Source organism: Enterococcus sp. PF1-24, assembly GCF_029893325.1.
Taxonomy (GTDB): Bacteria; Bacillota; Bacilli; order Lactobacillales; family Enterococcaceae; genus HY326.
Genome location: NZ_JARXWL010000009.1, coordinates 40,597 through 61,709, shown reverse-complemented (window position 1 = coordinate 61,709; position 21,113 = coordinate 40,597). Strand labels below are relative to the sequence as shown.

Here is a 21,113-nt window from a genome sequence, read left to right as displayed (position 1 = left end):
ACCGCCTGCTACGATGATTGTTCTTACTTTCATCGTAGCAGACGGTTATATTTCACTATTTATTAGAGTTTTTCTTGTTTTTACGAACAGTTCTTGTTTGCTGACGGCGTTCAATTTTGCGTTTTTGTTTGTTGCTATCAGAAATTGCTCGGTCAATTTTTTTCTTGTAGCCTGGTTTAATTTTTTTCTTTTTCTTTTTCACTAAACCAATTAGTGTTGGATCAAGCTCATCACGAGATTTTTCCCGTTTTTCCCGGCGTTTACGATCGTAAGTAGCAACAATTTCACCATCTTTAATTTCTTTCGGATGAAATTTCACTCCTAAATCTTCGATTGCTAAAATCGTTTGATCTTCTTCTGGCGTATATAAAGTAATCGCAGTGCCTGATAAACCATTCCGCCCGGTCCGCCCTACTCGGTGAATGAAGAAATCTAAATCCTCAGGAATTTCAGCATTAATTACATGGGAAACCCCTTCGATATCAATCCCGCGAGCTGCTAAATCGGTCGCAACCACGTATTGAAATTCCAAGTTTTGAACTTGGCGCATAATTCTTTTACGTTCTCGTGGCGTAATATCACCATGAATTTTAGCGACTTTCAAGCCTTGATTTTTCAAATAATCGGCAATCTCATCCACTCGTTGTTTCGTATTTGCAAAGACAATTGCTAAATAAGGATGCCCAATTGTTAATAATTGATGAATCAAACGATTTTTATTTTTTCCTTTAGTAGAGATTAACCAATTATCAATGGTTTCAGAAATCACGGCTTTAGGACGAATCTCTTCAATAATCGGATTCTCCATATATTTTTTTAAAAATGGTCGTAATTTTTCCGGAATCGTTGCTGAAAAAACTAGCATTTGTAGTTTTTCAGGTAAACGACCGGCAATTTGATCCACTTCTGCTAAAAAGCCCATATCTAAAGTCATATCCGCTTCATCAATGACAAAAGCAAAGGCGGTGTGAACTTTTAAAGCTTGCTCATTCATAATATCTAAAATCCGCCCAGGCGTCCCTACCACAATATGTGGTTGTTGGTGTTGCAAGCGATCTAATTGTCTTTTTTTATCCGTTCCCCCCACGAAATTCGTTACCCGAATCGCTGGTTGAGAAAATTCAGCAATTTGCACTGCTGCTTGATAAATTTGACCGGCTAATTCACGACTTGGTGCCGTAATTACCACTTGAACTTCATCTTTTTCTGGATTAACTTTATTCATTAAAGGCAACAAAAAGGTATGGGTTTTACCTGAACCTGTTTGTGATTGCCCCACAATATTTTTATTTCTTGTTATTAAAGGAATTAATTTTTCTTGAACTTCTGTTGGTGTTTCAAATCCTTTATCTGTTAAAGCTTCGTAAATAAAGGGTTGAAACTGAAAATCTTTAAAGCTTGCCATGCAAGTACCCCGTTTCTAAATAATGCGTTCTAGCGCATTATACCATAAAAAAGCTGTTGTTTTCACGCTTTTTATTATTCCCTTCATAAAATATCTCCCCCTGCCAGAAACGGGAATTTACGGACTACTTAAAGCAAATTTATTTAGATTTAACAATTAGCGTGCTATAATTGATTTAAATACAGCTTTTTTAGAGAGGAACTTCATGATGAAAAAAATCAGCTGGCGCTTAAGTTTAATTACCCTTTTTTCAGGTTGCCTGTTTTTTAGTAAAGAAACTTTAGCCGCCGACATGTACCGTCTCTACAATCCGAATAGCGGTGAGCATTTTTATACTAAAAAGTTTTCAGAACGAGATGCTATTTTTGAAATGGGCTGGGATTATGAAGATGTTGCCTGGAATGCACCGAAATCAGGAACTCCCGTCTACCGCCTCTACAACCCGAATGTTGGCGATCATCACTATACCACGGATGAAAATGAAAGCAAAAATTTGACCGATCAAGGCTGGGAATTTGAAGGTGTCGGTTGGTTTTCTGATCAAGATCAAGCTATCCCGATTTATCGAGCATATAATCCTAATGCTGCCACCGGAACTCATCACTATACAGCTAATCAACAAGAAATCATTGCTTTAATAGCGGAAGGTTGGCAAGCAGAAGGCATTGGCTGGTACGCTGCTGCAAATCAAGAAAAAGAAAATTTAGTTCCCGTTGAAATCCGCGGAAACTATCAAGGTACTAGTATTTATGATGATAAAGTTGTCCGCATTGCTTTTTCTAGCAACGAAGTAATTTATGGTGGTTACTCTTATTTAATTAATCAAGTAGAAAGTCAAGCGGCTGGTTATCAACTATTTTGGGATCCTAACGATTTTAATGAAAGATATGATACTGACTTGTCGGAAGTCGTCCCTTTTAACTTAGAGAAAACTTCTCAAGGTTTTCAAATAGATTTAGCTATCGTTAAATTTGAAATTAATTAACTAAAAAAACTGCGAGAATTGAAGTTTAATCAACTTCGTTTCTCGCAGTTTTTACATATTCAAGAATTTTTGATGAACCTCAGGAAAACTTTTCTTTAAACTAATCAAGCGACCAGTTTCGGCTGATAGAAAACAGTGTTTACTATAGCCAGTTGTTAACAGCTCATTAGTTTGATTGCGAATCTCATAAGATAAAGTTAAACGTGTGCCTGTGTACTCATCAACTTTCGTATAGATCAAGACTTGGTCATTAAAACGAACCATTTCTTTATAGGTGGCTAAAACTTCTAAAACAGGAATGATAATGCCAATCTCTTCAATTCTTTGATAAGAAATTTCGCATTTATCCAAGTAATCAACTCGAGTTTCTTCAAACCAACGAATATAATTGGAATGATGAATAATCCCCATTTGATCCGTTTCATAGTATTGGGCTTTGCGACGATAAGGTGTGATTTCTGTCATAACACGGCTCCTCACTCTTTTTATAACAAATTTTAACGAACAGAACCAAATTTATTAAATGGTGAGTAGCGGAAACGAACAACCCCAGCGATATCATCTTTAGAAATTAACCCAAAGGTACGGCTATCTTCCGAATTTTCACGATTATCTCCTAAAACAAGATACATATCTTTAGGAATTTCTGTGGTTTCTCGTAAACTACCTGCTAAGCCAGGGGTATTTTCAATGATATCTTCAAAATCAAAACCAGCCTCTAACCCACCAGTGTTGGCTACATATTTTTCCTTCAAGCTTTGATTATTGATTGTTAAAATGCCATCTTCATACTGTACAGAATCCCCAGGCATCCCCACAATTCGTTTCACGTAATATTCATCAGAAGATTTAGCAGTTGGTGGCACGAAAGCTACAATATCAAAGGCATCAAGCTTTTCATGTTTTAAGTAAACAACTTTTTCTTTCGTTTCTAAAGTTGGCTCCATAGAGTCACCTACTACTTTACCGGTTCCAATACTCATACTAAGCATCACAGCTCCGAATAGTAGCACGCCACTTAGAACTAAAATCAAGCTAGTTATAATGATTTGCAAACGGAATTCTTTTTTCTTTTGCTCCCGCATGCGTGCTTCATAAGCTTGACGTTTACGACGTTGACGGGCTCTTTGCTTTTCAGCTTCCGTTCTTGGCCGTTTTTTCCGTGGTTTATCTCCATTAACCTCTAGCTGAGAGTTAATTTTAATCGCTGCATTTTCATCATTAGCACTGCTTTTTTTCTTTTCGGCTACAGATTTTGCCAATTTAGTGCTTTTGCCTGTTGCAACAGGTCTTTTTCTTGATTTGGCAGACTGGCTTTTTTTCTTTTTCGCTACTTTTTCAGGATTAGTTGCCCCTGATTTTGCCCCAGTAGTTTGTGGCTTCTTTTTCTTTTTAGGTAAATCTGTTTGTTTTTCTTTAGTTGGTTCCATAAATTATATTTTCACCGCCAGCAATTATTTAAAATCCTACAGAATTACAGTATCAGTTTTAACCGCTTTTGTCAAAGCCTGATAGGAAAAACACCCCAGAAAAATCAGCTTTTACTTGCTTAATTTTCTTTATTTTGGCTGGCAGAAAATTTTAGCTAAATAAATTACTAAAGAAATCTTTAATGCCTTGCCATAAGCTTTGGAAAAATCCTTGGTTTTCCTTAACTGCATTAGTTAAATCGCCAAATTTATCACCAATGCCATTTAAAGTATTTTTAAAACCATCACTAATTTTATCTAATTGGGCTAATGATTCTTCTGAAAGCACACCATCAGTACTTGCATAGCGTTGCGCTAAAGCCACCAATTGATTAATGCTATCTTGCGAGATATAGTCAGATAAATCATTTTTAGCTAAAGCGTTGTTAACAATTTCAGTGACTTCTTCTGCAGTAACATTTTCACCGACTTTTTCTTTTAACTCCGCCAAATCTTTTTTGATATCAACTAAAGTTTGATTTAATTGGGTTTGATAAGCTTCTTCCGCCGCCGCTTGTTCTTCTGCTGATAAATCACTATTTTCACTAGCTGCTTGTTGGGTAATTTCGTTAGCCACTTGATTGGTGGTTGCTAATTCATCTTGGGCTAACTGCGCGCGATCGGTATCGATCACATCACCATTGGCTTCAAAGGCCTTATAAACACCAGTCAAAGCACTTTCACCAGTTACTTTAACAATACTTCCTACGTTAACGGTGGCGTCCGTAATCCCAGCGGTAATTAAAGGATTTTTATACTGGTCAGCTGTAATTTCGGTAATATTTTCTGGTGTTAAAATACTAACAGTAATTCCCTTACCAGGATTTTCTCGCGTTACAACTACGGAACTAAGCATAGAAGCATCATCGCCACTACCAGAGCCTAAATAATGAATTAAATCCGCCCCAGTCGCTGTTTGAATATTGACTTGATCAGCATTTACTTTTAATAAATTCATGGTTTCTCCCCGCTGAGCTTCAGATAAACCTGCTCCAGCGACAAAAGTTGGTTTCCCCCAACGTTCATTAATAACGGTATCTTCATTGACAGCCTCGCTAATTGAAGCAAAACCTGCTAAACTCACGGTACTAAGTAATAGGGTCATCATCCCAGTAACTACTTTATTTATTTTCATTGTTTCGTTCCTCCATTATCTATATCTATCAAAAAATAAGTACAAATTTATCATAACGTAATTTTTGTCAGTTCCCAAATAAGAAGACTTATTTTTAGAGATACTTAAACATTTTCAATAAAAATTAAAAAACTTGAATATCTCATAAAAAATGAAATACCCAAGTTTTGCTTTAAATATCTTTTGTTAAAAAGTGAATTTGACCATCTTTATCACGAGATAAGATTGTATTTTCTTTCAAATAAGTAAAGGTTAATTGATTAACACTCTCATCTTGTAACATTGTTTCATAGCCATTAAAGATGTCTCGCATATATTTTTTGTATGCAAATTTCTTTTTTAAACGTTTATTCATTGTCCACCATCCTGCTGTTTTCTACCTTCTTATCCTAACAAGAAATAGCCTAAGAAACAAGATATTTTTCTTAAATCAGCAAGTCATGATACAATTATCAAGGAGGTGTTAACTACGTCATGACAAATCATTGTTATATTTTTATTGGCCCTAGCGGCTCTGGAAAAACAACTTTAACCAATCAACTTTTTTCCGAAAAACAAAAAATTATTTCTCATACCACCCGTGCTCCCCGTCCAGCAGAAATAGCTGGTAAAGACTATTATTTTATTTCTGAAAAAGAATTTAAAACTTTAATTGCCACAGAAGCTTTTGCTGAATACGATTGCTATCAGGGCGATTATTATGGCGTTACTAAAAAAGAATTAACTGACAAATTAGCAGCCGCTGATTGCTATAATGTCTTGACTTTAAAAGGTTTTTTAACGCTAGCAGAAAACGACTCACAGCAAGCTATCTTGCCAGTTTTATTAACGGCTAATCAAGCTACTTTGCAACAGCGTTTAAGTAAACGTGGCGATGCAGAAGAAATAATCACAAAACGCTTAGCTTCAGCTGAAGCAGAAATGCTTAGCTATAAAATACTTGATAACCACCCAAAAGTCATCCGAATTGATGCTAATCAATCATTAACTAGCATGATTTTGTCTTTTAAAGAGCAAGTTCAGCAAGCATGATTTACTGACAAATTAGTTCCTTAGTGGTTACTAATTGCTGTAACTGCTCTTTAGTTGTTCTTTTTTTCGATAGCGCAGGAAGTTCAGCTAATGAAAAATAGTCCATCTGCAAAGTTTCCAGATTTTCCTGAAATTCACCACTTAACACTTCACAGCGAAAAACTAATTTATAATATTGAAATAACTGGGGAATATCTCCCCGTAAATTCGTATCAAAAATCGCTAATAATTCTTGAACAGCCACCTCTAAGCCTGTTTCTTCAAAAACTTCCTTGCGAACATTTTCCATCGGGGTGATTCCCACTTCAGCGTAGCCGCCAGGTAAGGACCACTCCTCACTAATAGCATCTTGAACTAATAAAATTTTATCTTCTTTTTGAATAAAAGCCCGCACATCCACTTTCGGTGTTGGATAGCCTTCATCTTTTTCTGTAATTTTTTGTAAATCAGTAAAAGAATTTTCGCTCACTTTACTTAATAACTGTAAAGAAATTTCTTTTAATTCTCGATAGCGTTCTTGATCAAATTGATCTTTTCCATAAAAAATACCCGCTTCGGCAATCGTTAACAAGCGACGATAAGTATCAAATAGTTGGCGATTCATAAAATCAGCTCTCCTTTTGAATTCGATTTCATTGACAACTAAACTATAGCAAAGCCACGTTGACTTAACAAATAATTTTCTAAAACTTCAGATAAAATTAAAAAGAGTAGGGCAAGTTGCGTTTACCCTACTCTCCTATTATTTTATTCACTAATTAAATGCACTGGATAATGACCGAAAATCTTGATTTCGCCACCTAGCAAACGAATTTCCTCTAAAGCATTTTCAATTAACGCCATCGGTTTCTCGACATTAATATCAATTAAAAAGAAATATTCTCCCAAGCTAGTTTTTAAAGGGCGAGATTCAATTTTACTTAAATCTATTTCCCGCCAACCAAAAGCCGATAAAGCTTTATGTAAAGAGCCTGGTTGATTGTAAGGCATAGTAATCGCTAAACTAATTTTCTCCATTGAAACTGGTAATGGCAAAGTCATATTTTTACCACCAATCACCCAAAAACGGGTGCGATTGATTTCAATATCTTGAATATTTTCAGCGACAATTTTCAAACCATATTTTTCGGCAGCTTGTTTTGCAGCAATTGCACCAATATTTCGTTGACGATTCAATTGAACATAATTGGCACCATAAGTTGTTGACGGAGCTTGCTCTATTTCAATCTCATCAAAATGTTCTTCAATAAATTTACGGCATTGGGCCAAGGCTTGCGGATGAGAAATAATTTTTTCTAACTGCTGCCAATTGTCTTGATGCTCTGGCGCCACCATTAAATATTGATGAATCGGTAAAACAATTTCTGCCCCCACTGTTAAATCGGCTTGATGGAATAAATAATCCAGCGTGGTATTAACAGAACCCTCAATCGTATTTTCAATAGGAACAACCGCTAAAATCACTTCTTCATATTCCACTGCTTTAATACAAGCGGGAATTGATGGATAAGCAATTAATGTTTCAGTTGGAAAAGCCGTCATGGCTGCCCGATGAGTAAAAGAACTTTCAGGCCCTAAATAACCAATTTTCATCACATTTCACCTACATACGCTAAAATTTCCGCCACAATCGTTGCCGGAGTTTTACCAGTTGTATCTACAATCAAACTGGCACTTTCTTCATAAAAAGGAATTCTTCCTTGATAAATTGCTTTAATTTCCTCAGGATTTTTTGCTGCAACTAAAGGTCGAACATTTACGGTATCAGCTAATAAGCGTTTCACTAATTCATCTGCATCAGTTTTTAAATAAACGACTACAGGCATTTGTTTTAACAACTGGCGATTTTCTTCTTTTAAAACGATGCCACCACCAGTTGAAATAATTTGCGTTAAATTCATAGTTTTTTTCAACACTTGGGTTTCTTTTTCTCTGAAAGCTGCTTCCCCGTATAAATCAAAATATGCTTGAATTGTCATGCCGATTTCTGCCACGATTAAATCATCAAAATCAATCGGCTGCATTTGTAAACTTTCTCCTAAAGCTTTGCCAATTGTAGTTTTCCCAGCTCCCATAAAGCCAATTAAAACGATACTTTTCATGGAAATCCCTCTTCCTTTTCTCTAAAAGCTAAGTTAATCTTGTTGAACTAATTTCGCTAAATCATCAAAGAAAGTTGGATAAGAAACCGCCACAGCTTCAGCTTGCTCTAAAATGACTTCCCCTTCAGTAACTAACAAAGCCGCAATTTGCAACATCATCCCGATTCGATGATCTCCGTAACTAGTAACTTTAGCCCCATGTAATGGCGTTGGGCCATTAATAATTAACCCATCATCCGTGCCTTGAATATCCGCCCCCATTTTTTGTAGCTCACAGGCAACTGCGTCAATTCGGTTGGTTTCTTTAACTTTTAATTCTTCAGCATCACGAATAATCGTTTGCCCTTCTGCCTGAGTGGCTAATAAAGCAATAATTGGCAACTCATCAATTAAGCGGGGAATAATTTCGCCCCCAATAGTTGTTGCTTTTAACTGAGAAGTTGTGACGCTTAAGGATGCTGATTGATTTAACTGATCAACTTCCGTGATTTCTAGTTGGCCATTCATTTGCTGAATCACCTCTAAAATTCCAGTACGAGTAGGATTTATCCCCACATTAGCTAAATGAATTTGGCTATTGGCAACTAATAAACCAGCTACTAAGAAAAAGGCCGCTGAAGAAATATCTCCCGGAACAATTACTTCTTGACCTATTAATTTTTGTGGACCGACAATTTTAATTTCTTTGCCTATTACTTCAATTTCACCGCCGAATTGACGAATCATTTCTTCTGTATGATTTCGTGAGATCTCTTTTTCAAAAATCACACTTTCGCCGTGAGCTTGTAAAGCTGCAAAAATAATCGCTGATTTTACTTGGGCGCTAGCCACAGGCATTTGATAAGTAATTGGTTGTAAATCTTTATTGCCTTTAACGGTAATCGGTGGAAATTCGCTGTTAACAACACCATTTAAACTTGCCCCCATTTGACTAAGTGGCGCCATCACCCGATTCATCGGTCGTTTGCTTAAAGAATCATCACCTGCTAACACTGTAGTAAAATCAGAACCAGCTAAGATTCCCATTAACAAACGAATCGTCGTGCCAGAATTCCCCATATCTAAAGTTTCTGCTGGGGCTTTTAAGCCAGTAAAACCTTTACCATCTACCGTAATTGTTGTGCCATCATCTTCAATCGCCACACCTAGTTTACGAAAAGCAGCTAAAGTTGATAAACAATCTTCTCCTCTCAGAAAATTATGAATTACCGTCTGACCTTCAGCAATCGCCCCAAACATAATGCTACGATGAGAAATTGATTTATCTGCCGGTATTTCTAAGCTACCAACTAAGCTTTTTGGATTTGTTAATAATTTCATTTTAGCTGTTCTCCTTCATTTTCCACCACAATAGCACTGTTATTTCAAGCGACAAGCATAGCTAGTTTGCGCTTCAATACAAGCTTTGCCTTTTAATAAATCATGGTTAGTTTTAAAAGAAACTTGCAGGACACCAATAATTTCTTCCCGTGTTTCTTGAATTTTCAAATTAATAATCGAAAGGCCCGCTTCCCCTAATAAGCCCGTAACTTCAGCAATTACCCCTGGTTGGTCAGGCACATCAATATATAAATCATGAAAGGCCGGAATCGCCCCATTTTCATGAACAGGTAAACGATCTCGGGTATCTTTTGCTCGATCGAAAAATTGATAAATCGCTGCTTCATCGCCAATTGCTAACCAATGAGTGACATGGGTCATTAGACGTTGCCATTCAGCAATCCCCGCTAATAAAGTTTCCCGATTACTAATCAAAATATCCGTCCACATTTGTGGGTCCGAAGAAGCAATCCGGGTAATATCCCGAAAACCACCTGCCGCTAATTGCTTGGCACGGGGATATTTTTGACTAAACACATCGCTTTGATTCACTAACCCCGCTGCAATAATATGGGGTAAATGACTTAACATGCCGGTAATTTGATCATGTTCATCAGCCTCTAACTCAACAAATTTTGCCCGCGTGCCCTTTAATAAATCTTGCAAGCTAGCTAAAGCCATAGGATTTTTTTCAATAGGGGTAAAAATATAATAAGCATTTTCAAATAAATCAATATTTGCTGCTAAAACGCCTGATTTATGAGAACCCGCCATTGGATGACCACCGATAAAAGTAATCGGCAATTCCGCAGCTACCTTAGTGATTTCTTCTTTGGTGCTACTGGCATCTGTGATAATCGCCTGTTCTTTCAAAGGTAATTGTGCCAACTCTTGCAATGTAGCAATGCCCGCTTTGACAGGAATCGCTAAAAAAATCACATCCATTTCAACAGCTGTTGTTTGCCAAGTTTGACTGATTTCATCAATAATACCTTTTTCTTTGGCGATTGCTTCACTGCTTTTATTTTTATCCCAACCATAAATGATGATTTCAGGATGTTCTTTTTTGATAGCTAAAGCTAACGAGCTACCAATCAAACCTAAACCAATCATTAAAATTTTCTTTGTCATTGCCATTTACTCCCATCTCGTGAATGTTATTGAAAAACTTAACTAATTAATAGTTTTGCAAATATTCACGATAGGCAGTTAGATTGATTTTTAATCTTTCAAAAGAATCACTTTCAAATTGGGCTAAAATTTCTTTAGCTAATTCAGTCGCTACCACGCTTTCACAAACAACACTGGCTGCCGGAACAGCGGTACTATCTGAACGTTCAACACTAGCTTTAAAAGGTTCTTTCGTATCAATATCGACACTTTGCAAAGGCTTATATAAAGTCGGAATCGGCTTCATAACTCCTTGAACAACAATTACTTCACCGTTAGTCATACCACCTTCAAAACCACCTAGATGATTGGTTTTACGAGTGTAGCCAGCTTTTTCGCTCCAAATAATTTCATCCATCACTTGTGAACCTGGCAGATTTCCCATTTCAAAACTAACGCCAAAAGAAACGCCTTTAAAAGCATTAATACTCATGACTGCTTGCGCAATTTTGGCATCTAATTTGTGGTCCCACTGCACATAACTACCTAAACCGGCTGGCACACCACCAACTACGACTTCAACAACGCCACCAATGGTATCCCCATTTTGCTTCGTTTTATTAATTAATTCTTTCATCGCGACTTCACAAGTTCCGTCAACTACCCGAACTTCAGAAGCTTCAGAGAGCTGTTTAATTTCTTGCACTGTAATATTTTCAGGAACAGTTGCCTTAATACCGCCTAAAACGACCACATGCCCCGCTACTTCAATGCCTAATTCTTTTAATAATTTTTTAGCTACTGCACCAATTGCTACCCGCATAGTTGTTTCTCGTGCAGAAGAACGCTCTAAAATATTCCGTAAATCTCGTTGGTTGTATTTCATGCCACCAACTAAATCAGCATGGCCTGGTCGTGGATGACTGACACGACGAAGCTGCTGATCTTCTACGCTAACTTCTGAAACTGACATAATTGTTTGCCAATTTTTCCAGTCTTTATTTTCAACGACTAAAGTTATGGGTGAGCCTAACGTTTTACCGTGACGAACACCAGATGTAATGCGCACTTGATCTTTTTCAATTTTCATGCGACCGCCACGACCATAACCGGTTTGGCGACGCGCTAATTCACGATTGATATCGTCAGCTGTTAAAGGCATCCCAGCTGGTAAGCCTTCAATAATTGTTGTTAATTCTGGACCATGTGATTCTCCAGCTGTAATAAAACGCATGTTCTTGCTTCCTTTCAAAAAAATCGTTTATTTTTTTAAGTAGTCTTTCATTTCTTCAATCGCTACTTGTTGGATTTCAGCCTGACCAATTGCCGTAACTAAAATCAGTTTCAAGTTGCTACCTCGTGTTTTTTTATCATGAGTAATCGCTTGATATAATTCTGCTTCATCCCAATTTTCACAAGTAATCGGTAAACCAAACTTTTCAACTAAGGTCGTTAACTGATTGGTAAAATCAGCTGGCATTTTGCCTTTAGCTTCAGCTGCTTTTGAAATTTGAATCATGCCAATCGCTACAGCTTCACCATGAGTTACCACACCATAGCCAATCGTATTTTCAATGGCGTGACCGATCGTATGACCAAAGTTTAAATTCAAGCGAATCCCGTTATCTAATTCATCTTCTTCTACCACTTTTTTCTTGATTTTTAAACAAGCTAAAATAACAGCTTCAGCATTTTCTAAAAGTTCATATTCATCTTTAAATGAATCCAACAGCTGCCATAAATCTTGATCGGCAATTGCCGCATATTTGATAATTTCCCCAATTCCTTCACGAATCCGACGAGTCTCTAAAGTTTGCAAAGTAGCAATATCAATTAAAACTCCATCTGGTTGCCAAAAAGCACCAACTAAGTTTTTAGCTTTGGTTGTATTAACGCCAGTTTTCCCACCAATACTGCTGTCCACTTGCGCCAATAACGTTGTCGGCACTTGTAAGAAGTGAATGCCCCGCATATAAGTTGCGGCCACAAAACCTGCCAAATCGCCAACAACACCACCACCTAAAGCCAAGATACCATCAGAGCGGGTAAATTGTTGCTCCGCTAAAAAATCATAACAGTTGCTAACTTGACTTAGGGATTTGCTTTTTTCACCAACTGGCACTACGAATTTATAAGGGGTAAAGCCTGCTGCCTGTAAAGCCTGCATAACAACTTCGCCGTAAAAACCATCCACCGTTTCATCGGTGATTACTGCAATTTTTTGGCTCTGCCATAATTTCGCTGCCCAAGTTCCAACTTGTTTTAAACCTTGGTTTTCGATTAAGATATCATATTGATGATGGGGCAATTTAACAGTTAACATGCCGTCACTTCTTTCTAATTTTATCTATTTTTCCATTAATAAATTATAAAGCATCAATTTCTTTCATCGCTTTTTCGATAATTTTAACTTCTTGCATCATTTTTAAATAAGTTTTTTCATTTAAAGATTGTGGACCGTCTGACCAAGCATTTGCTGGATCAGGATGAATTTCAACAATCATTCCGTCTGCTCCTGAAGCAACGCCAGCTCTAGCCATTGGTGCTACTAAATCCCAGATACCTGTACCGTGACTTGGATCCACAATAATTGGGAAATGACTCAATTTTTTAATCAAAGGTACAGCACTTAAATCAAAAGTATTACGGGTTGCTGTTTCGTAAGTCCGAATGCCTCGTTCAATGAAAATGACATTGTTATTATTTTCAACCGCAATGTATTCGGCAGCATTTAACCACTCATCAATTGTACCAGAAATTCCACGTTTCAAACCAATTGGCTTGCCAGTTTTGCCGACTGCTGTCAATAATTTAAAGTTTTGCATATTCCGGGCACCGATTTGTAAAATATCGCTGTATTCAGCGACTATGTCAATATGGCCTTCATCCATGACTTCGGTAATGACTTGCATACCTAATTCATCGGCTGCTTGGCGAATGTATTTCAAACCTTCTTCTTCCAAGCCTTGGAAAGCATATGGGGAAGTTCTTGGTTTAAAAGCACCTCCACGTAAAACTTGTGCGCCACCAGCTTTAGCAATGCGGGCACATTCACGAATTTGATCCAGTCCTTCAATCGAACAAGGCCCTGCCATCGTGACAAAATTCTCCTTACCTCCAATTTTTACGCCATTAACATCGACAACGGTATCTTGCGGGTGAAATTCTCTTGAAGTAAGTTTGTAAGTATTAGAAATACGGACAGTATTTTCAACACCTTCGTAACTGTTGAAAGCTACATCTTGCAATTTTCGGGTATCTCCTAATAAACCAATCACCACATGGTCCTTGCCTTGATTGATTTGAACTTCTAATCCTTCACTTTGTACTCTTTTAATAATATTTTCCACCTGTGTTTTTGTTGCTCCAGCTTTCATAATAACGATCATTTTATTTTTCCTCCAATTAGTTCATATTTTAGTAATAAATTTTTTCAAAAATTTAATTCTATCTTCACTCTGCTTTTCCTACTACATCTTTTCAATAATTGGTTTAACTAAATCAATTGGTAGTTCTTGACCTGTCCAAAGTTCAAAAGCAGCGGCTCCTTGATAAAGTAGCATGCCTAAGCCGTTAGCGGTTTTAGCACCACGAGCTTTGGCGGCTTTTAATAATTTGGTTTCTCTTGGGTTATAAATAATATCAACCACTGCTAAGTTTTCACGAATGATATCAAAATCATTGATTGGTGAAACTTCTACATTCGGTTGCATCCCCACGCCAGTTGCGTTAGTTAATAAAACACTTTCAGCAACATCTTGGGCTAAATTTTCTTGATTGGCTAAATCATTTAAATGAATCTTACAATTAGTTTTTTCACTAATATAAGTTAATTTAGCTTGAATCTTTTCATAAAACTCATCTTTTCTGTTATAGACAGCAATTTCTTTCACGCCATCTAAAGCAGCTTGCACAATAATTGCGGTAGCGGCACCACCCGCTCCAATGATTGTCATTTTTTTACCAATCACTTCAACTTGAAGGTCTTCCAGGTTGCGCATAAAACCTGTACCATCAGTAATATACCCGATTAATTTGCCATTCTGATTAACAATTGTATTGATTGCTCCCACTAATTGCGCGGCTTCACTTAATTCATCCATGTAAGGCAAAGCTGCTATTTTGTTAGGCATCGAAAGATTGGCACCTAGCATTTCAAGATTACGAATAGAATCAATCCCTCTTTCAATTCTTTCTGTACCTAAATCAAAAGCCAGATAAACTGCGTCAATTCCCAATGTTTCAAATCCCGTATTATGAATCATTGGTGAAATACTGTGACGAATCGGGGTTGCAAATAAGCCAACTAATCGTGTATGACCGGTAATTTTATTTTCCATACTTTTTTCCCTTCCTATAATTAATCATTGCTAACCTTCAAATTCCTTCTTCTTGAAAAACAAAAAGAAAGTATCCAATGTAAATTTACAGAAAATCTACAGTGAATACTTCCCAAAAAAGGATAAAATAAAAGCCACTATAGATATTCTCTACGTGGCTGAAAGTCATAACGAAATTCTCTAACCATCATAGATACAAAACCAAGTTTGGTGTTTGCATCCATGAAATCATGAATACAAACCTATCTAAAATAGCTAAAGTAATAGCGATTAGTATTTAACTGTTGTCGAATATTTAGTTCCATGATTAACCGCTCCTAACTGTTTTAAGGTTGAATTTAGTATAGACAGTAAAATAAAGAATGTCAATCTTTTTTTCAGATTTTTTTCAATTTCTCTAAATTGCTGAATCTTTTTGAATGGTTGGCGTCTTAGCAAATAAAATCGCTCCGATAATAAATAGTAAGATTAAACTAGCGATACCATAGCGAGAGTTCCCGGTTAAACTGGTCATAAAACCAAATAACATTGGCCCTAAAATTGCAGAAAATTTACCAAAAATATTATAGAAACCAAAAAATTCATTGGCGTGCTCTTTAGGAATCATCTGGGCAAAATAAGAACGACTGAGCGCTTGAATTCCCCCTTGTGAAGTTCCCACTAAAATACCGACAATCCAAAAATCTAAAACAGAATCCATAAACAACGCATAAATACAAATGAAAGTATAAACCGCAATTGCCAATAAAATCATTTTTTTCGTACCAAAACGTTTAGCCCCTAAGCCATATAAGATAGTAAAAGGGAAAGCAATAAAATTAATCACTAATAAGATAATAATCAATTTATCAGAAGAAACCCCCATATCAATCCCAAAGGCTGTCGCCATGGTAAAAATCGTATCTACCCCATCAATATAGAAAAAGTACGCAATCAGGAAAAAGACGATGCCTTTATATTGACGGATATTTTCAATCGTTCCTTTTAAACGCTGAAAGCTAACTTTCACCGGATTATCAATTGCTTCTAAAGAAAACTTTTGATGAACATGACGAAAAAACGGCAAACTAAACAATAGCCACCACAAGCCCGTTAAAATAAAACAAATTTTCGTAACTAAAATCGTATCTAATAAGCCAAAACCATCAGTCACTTGTAAAATCATCACGGCAATAAATAATAAAGCACTGCCAATATAACCTAAACCATAGCCCATAGAAGACACATTATCCATGCGTTCATCATCGGTTACATCCACCAAAAAGCCATCATAGAAAATATTGGCTCCTTGATAACCCATATGGGAAATGGCATAAATTACTAATAGAGCCACCCAACTTTTATTAGGAACAAAAGCTAGGACAAAAGTCATAATAATACCTGATAAAGCAAATAAGTTAAATAATTTTTTCTTTTTGCCTTCATAATCGCCTAAAGTCCCTAAAATCGGGGCGCTTAAAGAAATCAGCAAAGTTGCAAAAGAGCTAGCATAGCCCCAATAAGCAGTGGAATCTCCATTAGAAATCCCCGCTTCACCAGCGACAAATTTAAAATAAATCGGTAAAATTGCGGTTACCACCACTAATGAATAAGCTGAATTGGCCCAATCGTATAAAATCCAGCCCCGTTCTTCCTTTGTATAACTTTTCCAAAACTTTAACATATGTTAGTTTCCTCTCCCTTTAAGGATAAATTTATGACTCAAACAGCTCAGTTAAAACTTTACCAGCGACAGCTTGTGGAAATGTTTTTAAATCTAAAATTTTTGCAAAAGTCGGTGCTTCGTCAATCAAATTGGCAGCTTCGATGATTTGTCCTTGTTTAATACCAGGACCTTTTATCATCATCGTTGTTGCATAATCAGGTTTGTCAGGAGAAAAACCGTGAACGGCTTTATAGCGCTCGGAAGTCCCTAAGCTATCATCAGGAACAGCTTCAACCACCGCCCCTATAGCTTCATCAATAAAATAATAGCCACTTTTGGCTTCCAACATAAACGTCACATTGGGCGCTGCGCCTTGAGCCGCTGCTTCTTCTGTTGTATAAATTTTTTCAATGCCTGCCACTTGTTTTAATTGGGCTTTAACTTCAGCTGGAGTTACTGAACTGGCTTGGTCAATATAAATATAACAAGAGCCATCACAACTTTTGGCGTAGACTTGCCATTTTTTCTCAACTGTTGCATCGCTTTTGGCTTTTAGCCAACGGTTTTTAGCGAAAAGTGCATTTAAACGAATCATGTTATTTACATCAATTTGATAATGATCCCCTAAAATCACAAAAGTCGTTTCGTCATAGGTTCCCGCTTCTTTAGTCGCTTCAATAATTTCGGCAACTCGCCGATCTTGACGAAGTAAAGCTTGTTTGGCTTCATCCGAACGAACACCATAGCGATGACGCATACTGTCCATATCCACCAAATGAATTAATGTTAAATCGGGCTGCTTGCTTTTTAAAGTATCTACAGCACAGGCCGTTACAAAATCATCTAGCTGTGGTTGCTTAATGCCATTACGCAAATGACCGTATTTCTGATTCATTTCAATTAAAAATAAAGGTGAGCTTGCGCTTAAAGAACGCAATACTTGATTGGTCCAAATGCGATTAGGAAAAATTTCGGCAATATTATAATCAATCGAGCTTTTAGCCGTAACTGGCCATAAAAAAGCCGCTGTCGTAAAGCCTTCTTTTTTAGCGACATCGTACAAAGTTGGTGCTTTAACATCTTTAGCAAACCAATACCAATCAGGTGATTTTCGGTGGGATTGAATTTTGGTATTGTTAATAATGCCATGCTTTTTCGGATATTCCCCCGTTACAATTGTGGTATGTGAAGGATAGGTCAGCGTTGGATAAATCCCCCGCACCTTTTGTACTTGGGTCGCTTCTTTTCTAAAAGCTGCTAAAGTAGGTAAATTATTAATTTCTCCAGCTAAATCACTAGCCCCCATCGCATCAATCGAAATAACTACCATTTTCTTTTTCATAAGCCACTACCCTTTCTACTTGAGCTTATTATACAGAACAAAAAAGCCAACGTCTATTAATAAAAGCGGAGGGTGCTCGTTCAGCTCCCGAGCAAAGTGCAGAATCAAATTATAGTGGCGTTCTTCTGCCACGAATTTTATTCTCACTTTGCCGAGAGGAGCTAGCACCCGCAGCTAGATATCAAGAAAAGCTGTAAAAGCTCGTTCAGCTCTCGAGTAAAGTGCAAAAATAAATTATAGCGGTGTTCTATACCGCGAATTTCTTTTTCACTTTATCGAAGAGAGCTAGCCTTTACAGCTAGACACCATTAAAAGCGGAGAGACTTGTTCAGCACTTCTTCAAAGCCAAAAACCACTTGCCTGCCGCAACAGGCAAGTGGTTTTACTCAATCTCGCTATTTTTCTATCATCCGTAAGAAACTTACATAAGTGATGACAAAGTATAATAAGAATAAAACTAAGAAAACGCCCACGGCACTTAAATAGTATTGCGGGCCAAAAACGTTGATTAAACCGGTGTTGGCTACAAAAGCACTACTTAAAAATATTCCTAAAAATAAACCTAAGAAAATAGTAATCGCCACGGGGAATAAATAATAAAGAGCTAATTGTTTCAAAACGATTTTATTTTTCTCTCGCTGATTAACGCCTAAATTCCCTAAAATTTGGTAGCAATATTTATATTTAGTCGTATCGGAAAGTTGCTGAATCGCTAAAATACTCATGGCTACGATTAGAAAAACTGCTCCGATATAACCTAAAGCAAAACTCATGGTCGCTGCTGAATTGGTGTAATCATGAACCAAATCTTCTCTAACAATTAAAGGACTACCTAATGTAATAATATCTTCACTACCATTGCCATACTCTAGTGTCATCGCAACGCCATCAGGTTCTCCATCTTCATCAACATAAAGATAATCCTGCTCTAATTGACGAGCTAACCCATAAGTATCTTCAACAGAAACATTGGCAGCTAAAACCTCATAATAAGGTGTCATGGTTTCAATTAAGGAATCCGCAACTACAATCAAATAATCCGCGCCATTAGTACCAGCCTGCGTAAAAGGAATCGTTTCGGTATCTTGATATTTTAAAGCTTGCTTGGCAACATTCACTTGGTTGTGCTCCCCATAGTCCACAAACGTTTTTTCTAAACGAGCAGTAACTTGTAAAAGATAACTATCTTCAGCCAAATCAACTGCTTCATAACCAGTTAATTCCCGCAAATAATTATAATCTGACAAAGCCATAAATGTATCATAACCAAAGTATTCCCCTTTAGTTTTGGGTTTTAAATAGTCGTTTAATTGCGTATTGCCATTTTGATAGATAACATAAGTGTATTGCGCCGTCACTTCCCCAAATTCTTCAATCGTCGCCAACGGTTTTGCAAAATCTTCATTTTCTTCTTCACTGACATAGAGAACATCAATTGGCATTAAATACATATCAAAAGCTTCTTTACGATAGCCGTCAAACATCAAGACACACATAAATGACAAAATGGTAACGGTAAACAGCACGGTTAACGTCCCCATAGTAAAACGCATCGTGCGAATTTTGGCACTTAACTGTCTAAAAATAAAAATATTTTCTCGCCGATTCACCCGCCCTTTGCCTTTTTCAATATACGCAGTTAAGTAAGCAGACAGCCCGATAAATACGCCATAAATCGCTAAAGCTAAGCCAATAATTAAAACTACCACAAATGAATTTGAAGCTAAACCGGTATATACGAAGATATGAAATAGAACAATGTAGCTTAAACTGGCAAAAAAGACGACTTTCTCACTGACTTTTGCTTTAATTTTCTTTTCGTTTTGATTTTCTAAAGAAAGTAAATCAACAATTTCCATTTTCTTAAACTTATTGCCTAAACGGAATAATGATATGCCATATGCAATCACATAATAAAGCAAAGCTAACAAATAGGTATACAAACTAAATTCTATTTGGTAACTGTAAGTCACACCAAAAATGCTGTAGAAAATATTAACAAAAGCAACCTGAACTAAATAACCAGGGATAATCCCTAATAAGAAAGTAACGCCACCTAAAATAATATGCTCTCTTCTAAACATTTTAGTAATTTGCTTTTTCGTCATGCCGATTAACAAGTAATTACCAAATTCTTTACTTCTTCTTTCCAGCATGAAATTAATAATATATTTCGTCATCCACACCACAATAATTAAGATAAAGAAAGAAGCCATGCCGAAAATTACAATTAGCGAAGTTGCGTCTGCTAATAAATCTTGAATTGCTTGTGAAAAGAGCATGCCATTAAAAGCAAACATCAACATGGAAATCAAAGTCATGGTTAAAATGTAAATACTATAATCTTTCGCAGAGCGACGGGCGTTTCTAAAGGAAAGTTTATTCAGCATCCGCCTGACCTCCCATAATCGCTAGCACATCTAAAATCGTATTTAAAAATTCTCGGCGGGTTTGTTGCCCACGATAAAGTTCTTGGAAAATTTCTCCGTCATTTAAAAATAAAATCCGTTCACAATAGCTAGAACTAAAGGCATCGTGAGTTACCATTAAAATCGTCGCTGCCAAATTTTTATTCATGAACTCCATTAAGCTCAATAATTTAGTAGAAGATTTTGAATCCAACGCGCCAGTGGGTTCATCGGCTAAAATTAATTTAGGTTCGGTAATTAAAGCGCGAGCACAAGCACAACGCTGTTTTTCACCCCCAGACACTTCATAAGGAAATTTATTTTTCAAATGAGAAATGCCTAGCTGCTCCATAATTTTAGCAACTTCCTTCACTCGTGTTGCTTTGTCAACATCTCGCAAACTAAGGGCCATTTCAATATTTTCATCAATAGTTAAAGTATCAATTAAATTAAATGCCTGGAAAATGAAACCGAGATTTTTTTTCCGAAATTCAGCCAGTTCTTCTTCATTTAATTTAGTAATATCGACATCTTCAAAATAAATCTGACCAGCACTGACACGGTCAATAGTTGCTAACATATTCAATAAGGTTGTTTTTCCACTACCAGAAGTTCCCATAATACCGGTGAACTCCCCTTTATTGACTTCAAAACTGACACGGTTAAGGGCTTTGGTTGTTTGCCCGCTATCTCCATAATATTTTTCAACGTTGGTTGCAGTAATTAAATGACTCATTTTTTCTCTTCCTTCCTAAAATTAGCTTCGTTAATAGCATAAGCTAATTTTAGTCGTGCTAGTATCAACTTAACTTGCATTAAA

20 protein-coding genes are annotated in these 21,113 nt (G+C 36.7%); 2 read left to right on the top strand and 18 right to left on the bottom strand.

Annotated features, from left to right (window positions below):
- Nucleotides 1–55: 55 nt before the first annotated feature.
- On the bottom strand, nucleotides 56–1,405 hold the full coding sequence (locus M2139_RS05860; protein WP_280737893.1) for a DEAD/DEAH box helicase: 1,350 nt from the start codon (nucleotides 1,403–1,405) through the stop codon (nucleotides 56–58).
- 205 nt (nucleotides 1,406–1,610) lie between these two features.
- Between M2139_RS05860 and M2139_RS05855 the strand changes: the two genes are divergently transcribed.
- The gene (locus tag M2139_RS05855; protein WP_280737892.1) at nucleotides 1,611–2,390 is read left to right on the top strand and encodes a hypothetical protein; all 780 of its coding nucleotides are present in this window, start codon (nucleotides 1,611–1,613) and stop codon (nucleotides 2,388–2,390) included.
- Between the two features lie 51 nt (nucleotides 2,391–2,441).
- Here M2139_RS05855 and M2139_RS05850 read toward each other — a convergent pair whose 3' ends face one another.
- The 4 genes from M2139_RS05850 to M2139_RS05835 form a co-directional block, all read right to left on the bottom strand.
- Nucleotides 2,442–2,855 (bottom strand): thioesterase family protein, encoded by a 414-nt coding sequence (locus tag M2139_RS05850; RefSeq protein ID WP_280737891.1) that lies wholly within the window; start codon nucleotides 2,853–2,855, stop codon nucleotides 2,442–2,444.
- A 32-nt stretch (nucleotides 2,856–2,887) separates the two neighbouring features.
- The gene (gene lepB, locus M2139_RS05845; RefSeq protein WP_280737889.1) at nucleotides 2,888–3,820 is read right to left on the bottom strand and encodes a signal peptidase I; all 933 of its coding nucleotides are present in this window, start codon (nucleotides 3,818–3,820) and stop codon (nucleotides 2,888–2,890) included.
- Between the two features lie 151 nt (nucleotides 3,821–3,971).
- Nucleotides 3,972–4,994 (bottom strand): DUF1002 domain-containing protein, encoded by a 1,023-nt coding sequence (locus M2139_RS05840; protein WP_280737888.1) that lies wholly within the window; start codon nucleotides 4,992–4,994, stop codon nucleotides 3,972–3,974.
- 172 nt (nucleotides 4,995–5,166) lie between these two features.
- Nucleotides 5,167–5,349, bottom strand: a complete 183-nt coding sequence (locus M2139_RS05835) for a hypothetical protein (RefSeq protein WP_280737887.1) — start codon at nucleotides 5,347–5,349, stop codon at nucleotides 5,167–5,169.
- A 119-nt stretch (nucleotides 5,350–5,468) separates the two neighbouring features.
- On the opposite strand from M2139_RS05835, the gene M2139_RS05830 reads away from it, so the two are divergent.
- A complete protein-coding gene (locus M2139_RS05830; RefSeq protein WP_280737886.1) occupies nucleotides 5,469–6,026 on the top strand; it encodes an AAA family ATPase in 558 nt (185 codons plus the stop codon).
- Nucleotide 6,027: 1 nt separating this feature from the next.
- Here M2139_RS05830 and M2139_RS05825 read toward each other — a convergent pair whose 3' ends face one another.
- The 13 genes from M2139_RS05825 to M2139_RS05765 form a co-directional block, all read right to left on the bottom strand.
- The gene (locus M2139_RS05825) at nucleotides 6,028–6,630 is read right to left on the bottom strand and encodes an NUDIX hydrolase (RefSeq protein ID WP_280737885.1); all 603 of its coding nucleotides are present in this window, start codon (nucleotides 6,628–6,630) and stop codon (nucleotides 6,028–6,030) included.
- 143 nt (nucleotides 6,631–6,773) lie between these two features.
- A complete protein-coding gene (gene pheA / locus M2139_RS05820) occupies nucleotides 6,774–7,619 on the bottom strand; it encodes a prephenate dehydratase (protein ID WP_280737884.1) in 846 nt (281 codons plus the stop codon).
- The gene (locus M2139_RS05815) at nucleotides 7,619–8,128 is read right to left on the bottom strand and encodes a shikimate kinase (RefSeq protein WP_280737883.1); all 510 of its coding nucleotides are present in this window, start codon (nucleotides 8,126–8,128) and stop codon (nucleotides 7,619–7,621) included. The genes pheA and M2139_RS05815 overlap by 1 nt, the downstream gene beginning before the upstream one ends.
- Before the next feature lie 33 nt (nucleotides 8,129–8,161).
- Nucleotides 8,162–9,448, bottom strand: a complete 1,287-nt coding sequence (gene aroA / locus M2139_RS05810; protein WP_280737882.1) for a 3-phosphoshikimate 1-carboxyvinyltransferase — start codon at nucleotides 9,446–9,448, stop codon at nucleotides 8,162–8,164.
- 39 nt (nucleotides 9,449–9,487) lie between these two features.
- A complete protein-coding gene (locus M2139_RS05805; RefSeq protein WP_280737881.1) occupies nucleotides 9,488–10,579 on the bottom strand; it encodes a prephenate dehydrogenase in 1,092 nt (363 codons plus the stop codon).
- Between the two features lie 46 nt (nucleotides 10,580–10,625).
- Nucleotides 10,626–11,792: a chorismate synthase gene (gene aroC, locus M2139_RS05800; RefSeq protein ID WP_280737879.1), complete on the bottom strand. Its 1,167-nt coding sequence runs from the start codon at nucleotides 11,790–11,792 to the stop codon at nucleotides 10,626–10,628.
- Between the two features lie 27 nt (nucleotides 11,793–11,819).
- Complete coding sequence (gene aroB, locus M2139_RS05795; RefSeq protein ID WP_280737878.1) at nucleotides 11,820–12,881, bottom strand: 3-dehydroquinate synthase; 1,062 nt, start codon at nucleotides 12,879–12,881, stop codon at nucleotides 11,820–11,822.
- A gap of 43 nt (nucleotides 12,882–12,924) precedes the next feature.
- Nucleotides 12,925–13,947: a 3-deoxy-7-phosphoheptulonate synthase gene (gene aroF, locus M2139_RS05790; RefSeq protein ID WP_280737877.1), complete on the bottom strand. Its 1,023-nt coding sequence runs from the start codon at nucleotides 13,945–13,947 to the stop codon at nucleotides 12,925–12,927.
- A gap of 81 nt (nucleotides 13,948–14,028) precedes the next feature.
- Nucleotides 14,029–14,898 (bottom strand): shikimate dehydrogenase, encoded by an 870-nt coding sequence (aroE, locus tag M2139_RS05785; RefSeq protein ID WP_280737876.1) that lies wholly within the window; start codon nucleotides 14,896–14,898, stop codon nucleotides 14,029–14,031.
- A gap of 397 nt (nucleotides 14,899–15,295) precedes the next feature.
- Nucleotides 15,296–16,561, bottom strand: a complete 1,266-nt coding sequence (locus M2139_RS05780; protein WP_280737875.1) for an MFS transporter — start codon at nucleotides 16,559–16,561, stop codon at nucleotides 15,296–15,298.
- Between the two features lie 31 nt (nucleotides 16,562–16,592).
- Nucleotides 16,593–17,885, bottom strand: coding sequence for an ectonucleotide pyrophosphatase/phosphodiesterase (locus tag M2139_RS05775; RefSeq protein WP_280737874.1), 1,293 nt, complete (start codon nucleotides 17,883–17,885; stop codon nucleotides 16,593–16,595).
- Nucleotides 17,886–18,280: 395 nt separating this feature from the next.
- Entirely contained in the window at nucleotides 18,281–20,275 is a 1,995-nt protein-coding gene (locus tag M2139_RS05770; protein ID WP_280737873.1) for an ABC transporter permease, read from the bottom strand.
- Entirely contained in the window at nucleotides 20,265–21,029 is a 765-nt protein-coding gene (locus M2139_RS05765) for an ABC transporter ATP-binding protein (RefSeq protein ID WP_280737872.1), read from the bottom strand. Before M2139_RS05765 ends, M2139_RS05770 begins: the two co-directional genes overlap by 11 nt.
- Nucleotides 21,030–21,113 lie beyond the last annotated feature (84 nt).

What these genes read in the sequence shown, in the direction of transcription:
- M2139_RS05830 (WP_280737886.1), top strand. Translation starts at nt 5,469, where the DNA reads ATGACAAATCATTGTTATATTTTTATTGGCCCTAGCGGCTCTGGAAAA.
- lepB (WP_280737889.1), bottom strand. Translation starts at nt 3,820, where the DNA reads ATGGAACCAACTAAAGAAAAACAAACAGATTTACCTAAAAAGAAAAAG.
- aroA (WP_280737882.1), bottom strand. Translation starts at nt 9,448, where the DNA reads ATGAAATTATTAACAAATCCAAAAAGCTTAGTTGGTAGCTTAGAAATA.
- M2139_RS05775 (WP_280737874.1), bottom strand. Translation starts at nt 17,885, where the DNA reads ATGAAAAAGAAAATGGTAGTTATTTCGATTGATGCGATGGGGGCTAGT.
- M2139_RS05815 (WP_280737883.1), bottom strand. Translation starts at nt 8,128, where the DNA reads ATGAAAAGTATCGTTTTAATTGGCTTTATGGGAGCTGGGAAAACTACA.
- aroC (WP_280737879.1), bottom strand. Translation starts at nt 11,792, where the DNA reads ATGCGTTTTATTACAGCTGGAGAATCACATGGTCCAGAATTAACAACA.
- M2139_RS05780 (WP_280737875.1), bottom strand. Translation starts at nt 16,561, where the DNA reads ATGTTAAAGTTTTGGAAAAGTTATACAAAGGAAGAACGGGGCTGGATT.
- aroF (WP_280737877.1), bottom strand. Translation starts at nt 13,947, where the DNA reads ATGATCGTTATTATGAAAGCTGGAGCAACAAAAACACAGGTGGAAAAT.
- aroB (WP_280737878.1), bottom strand. Translation starts at nt 12,881, where the DNA reads ATGTTAACTGTTAAATTGCCCCATCATCAATATGATATCTTAATCGAA.
- M2139_RS05860 (WP_280737893.1), bottom strand. Translation starts at nt 1,405, where the DNA reads ATGGCAAGCTTTAAAGATTTTCAGTTTCAACCCTTTATTTACGAAGCT.
- M2139_RS05840 (WP_280737888.1), bottom strand. Translation starts at nt 4,994, where the DNA reads ATGAAAATAAATAAAGTAGTTACTGGGATGATGACCCTATTACTTAGT.
- pheA (WP_280737884.1), bottom strand. Translation starts at nt 7,619, where the DNA reads ATGAAAATTGGTTATTTAGGGCCTGAAAGTTCTTTTACTCATCGGGCA.
- M2139_RS05805 (WP_280737881.1), bottom strand. Translation starts at nt 10,579, where the DNA reads ATGACAAAGAAAATTTTAATGATTGGTTTAGGTTTGATTGGTAGCTCG.
- M2139_RS05825 (WP_280737885.1), bottom strand. Translation starts at nt 6,630, where the DNA reads ATGAATCGCCAACTATTTGATACTTATCGTCGCTTGTTAACGATTGCC.
- M2139_RS05765 (WP_280737872.1), bottom strand. Translation starts at nt 21,029, where the DNA reads ATGAGTCATTTAATTACTGCAACCAACGTTGAAAAATATTATGGAGAT.
- M2139_RS05850 (WP_280737891.1), bottom strand. Translation starts at nt 2,855, where the DNA reads ATGACAGAAATCACACCTTATCGTCGCAAAGCCCAATACTATGAAACG.
- M2139_RS05770 (WP_280737873.1), bottom strand. Translation starts at nt 20,275, where the DNA reads ATGCTGAATAAACTTTCCTTTAGAAACGCCCGTCGCTCTGCGAAAGAT.
- aroE (WP_280737876.1), bottom strand. Translation starts at nt 14,898, where the DNA reads ATGGAAAATAAAATTACCGGTCATACACGATTAGTTGGCTTATTTGCA.
- M2139_RS05835 (WP_280737887.1), bottom strand. Translation starts at nt 5,349, where the DNA reads ATGAATAAACGTTTAAAAAAGAAATTTGCATACAAAAAATATATGCGA.
- M2139_RS05855 (WP_280737892.1), top strand. Translation starts at nt 1,611, where the DNA reads ATGATGAAAAAAATCAGCTGGCGCTTAAGTTTAATTACCCTTTTTTCA.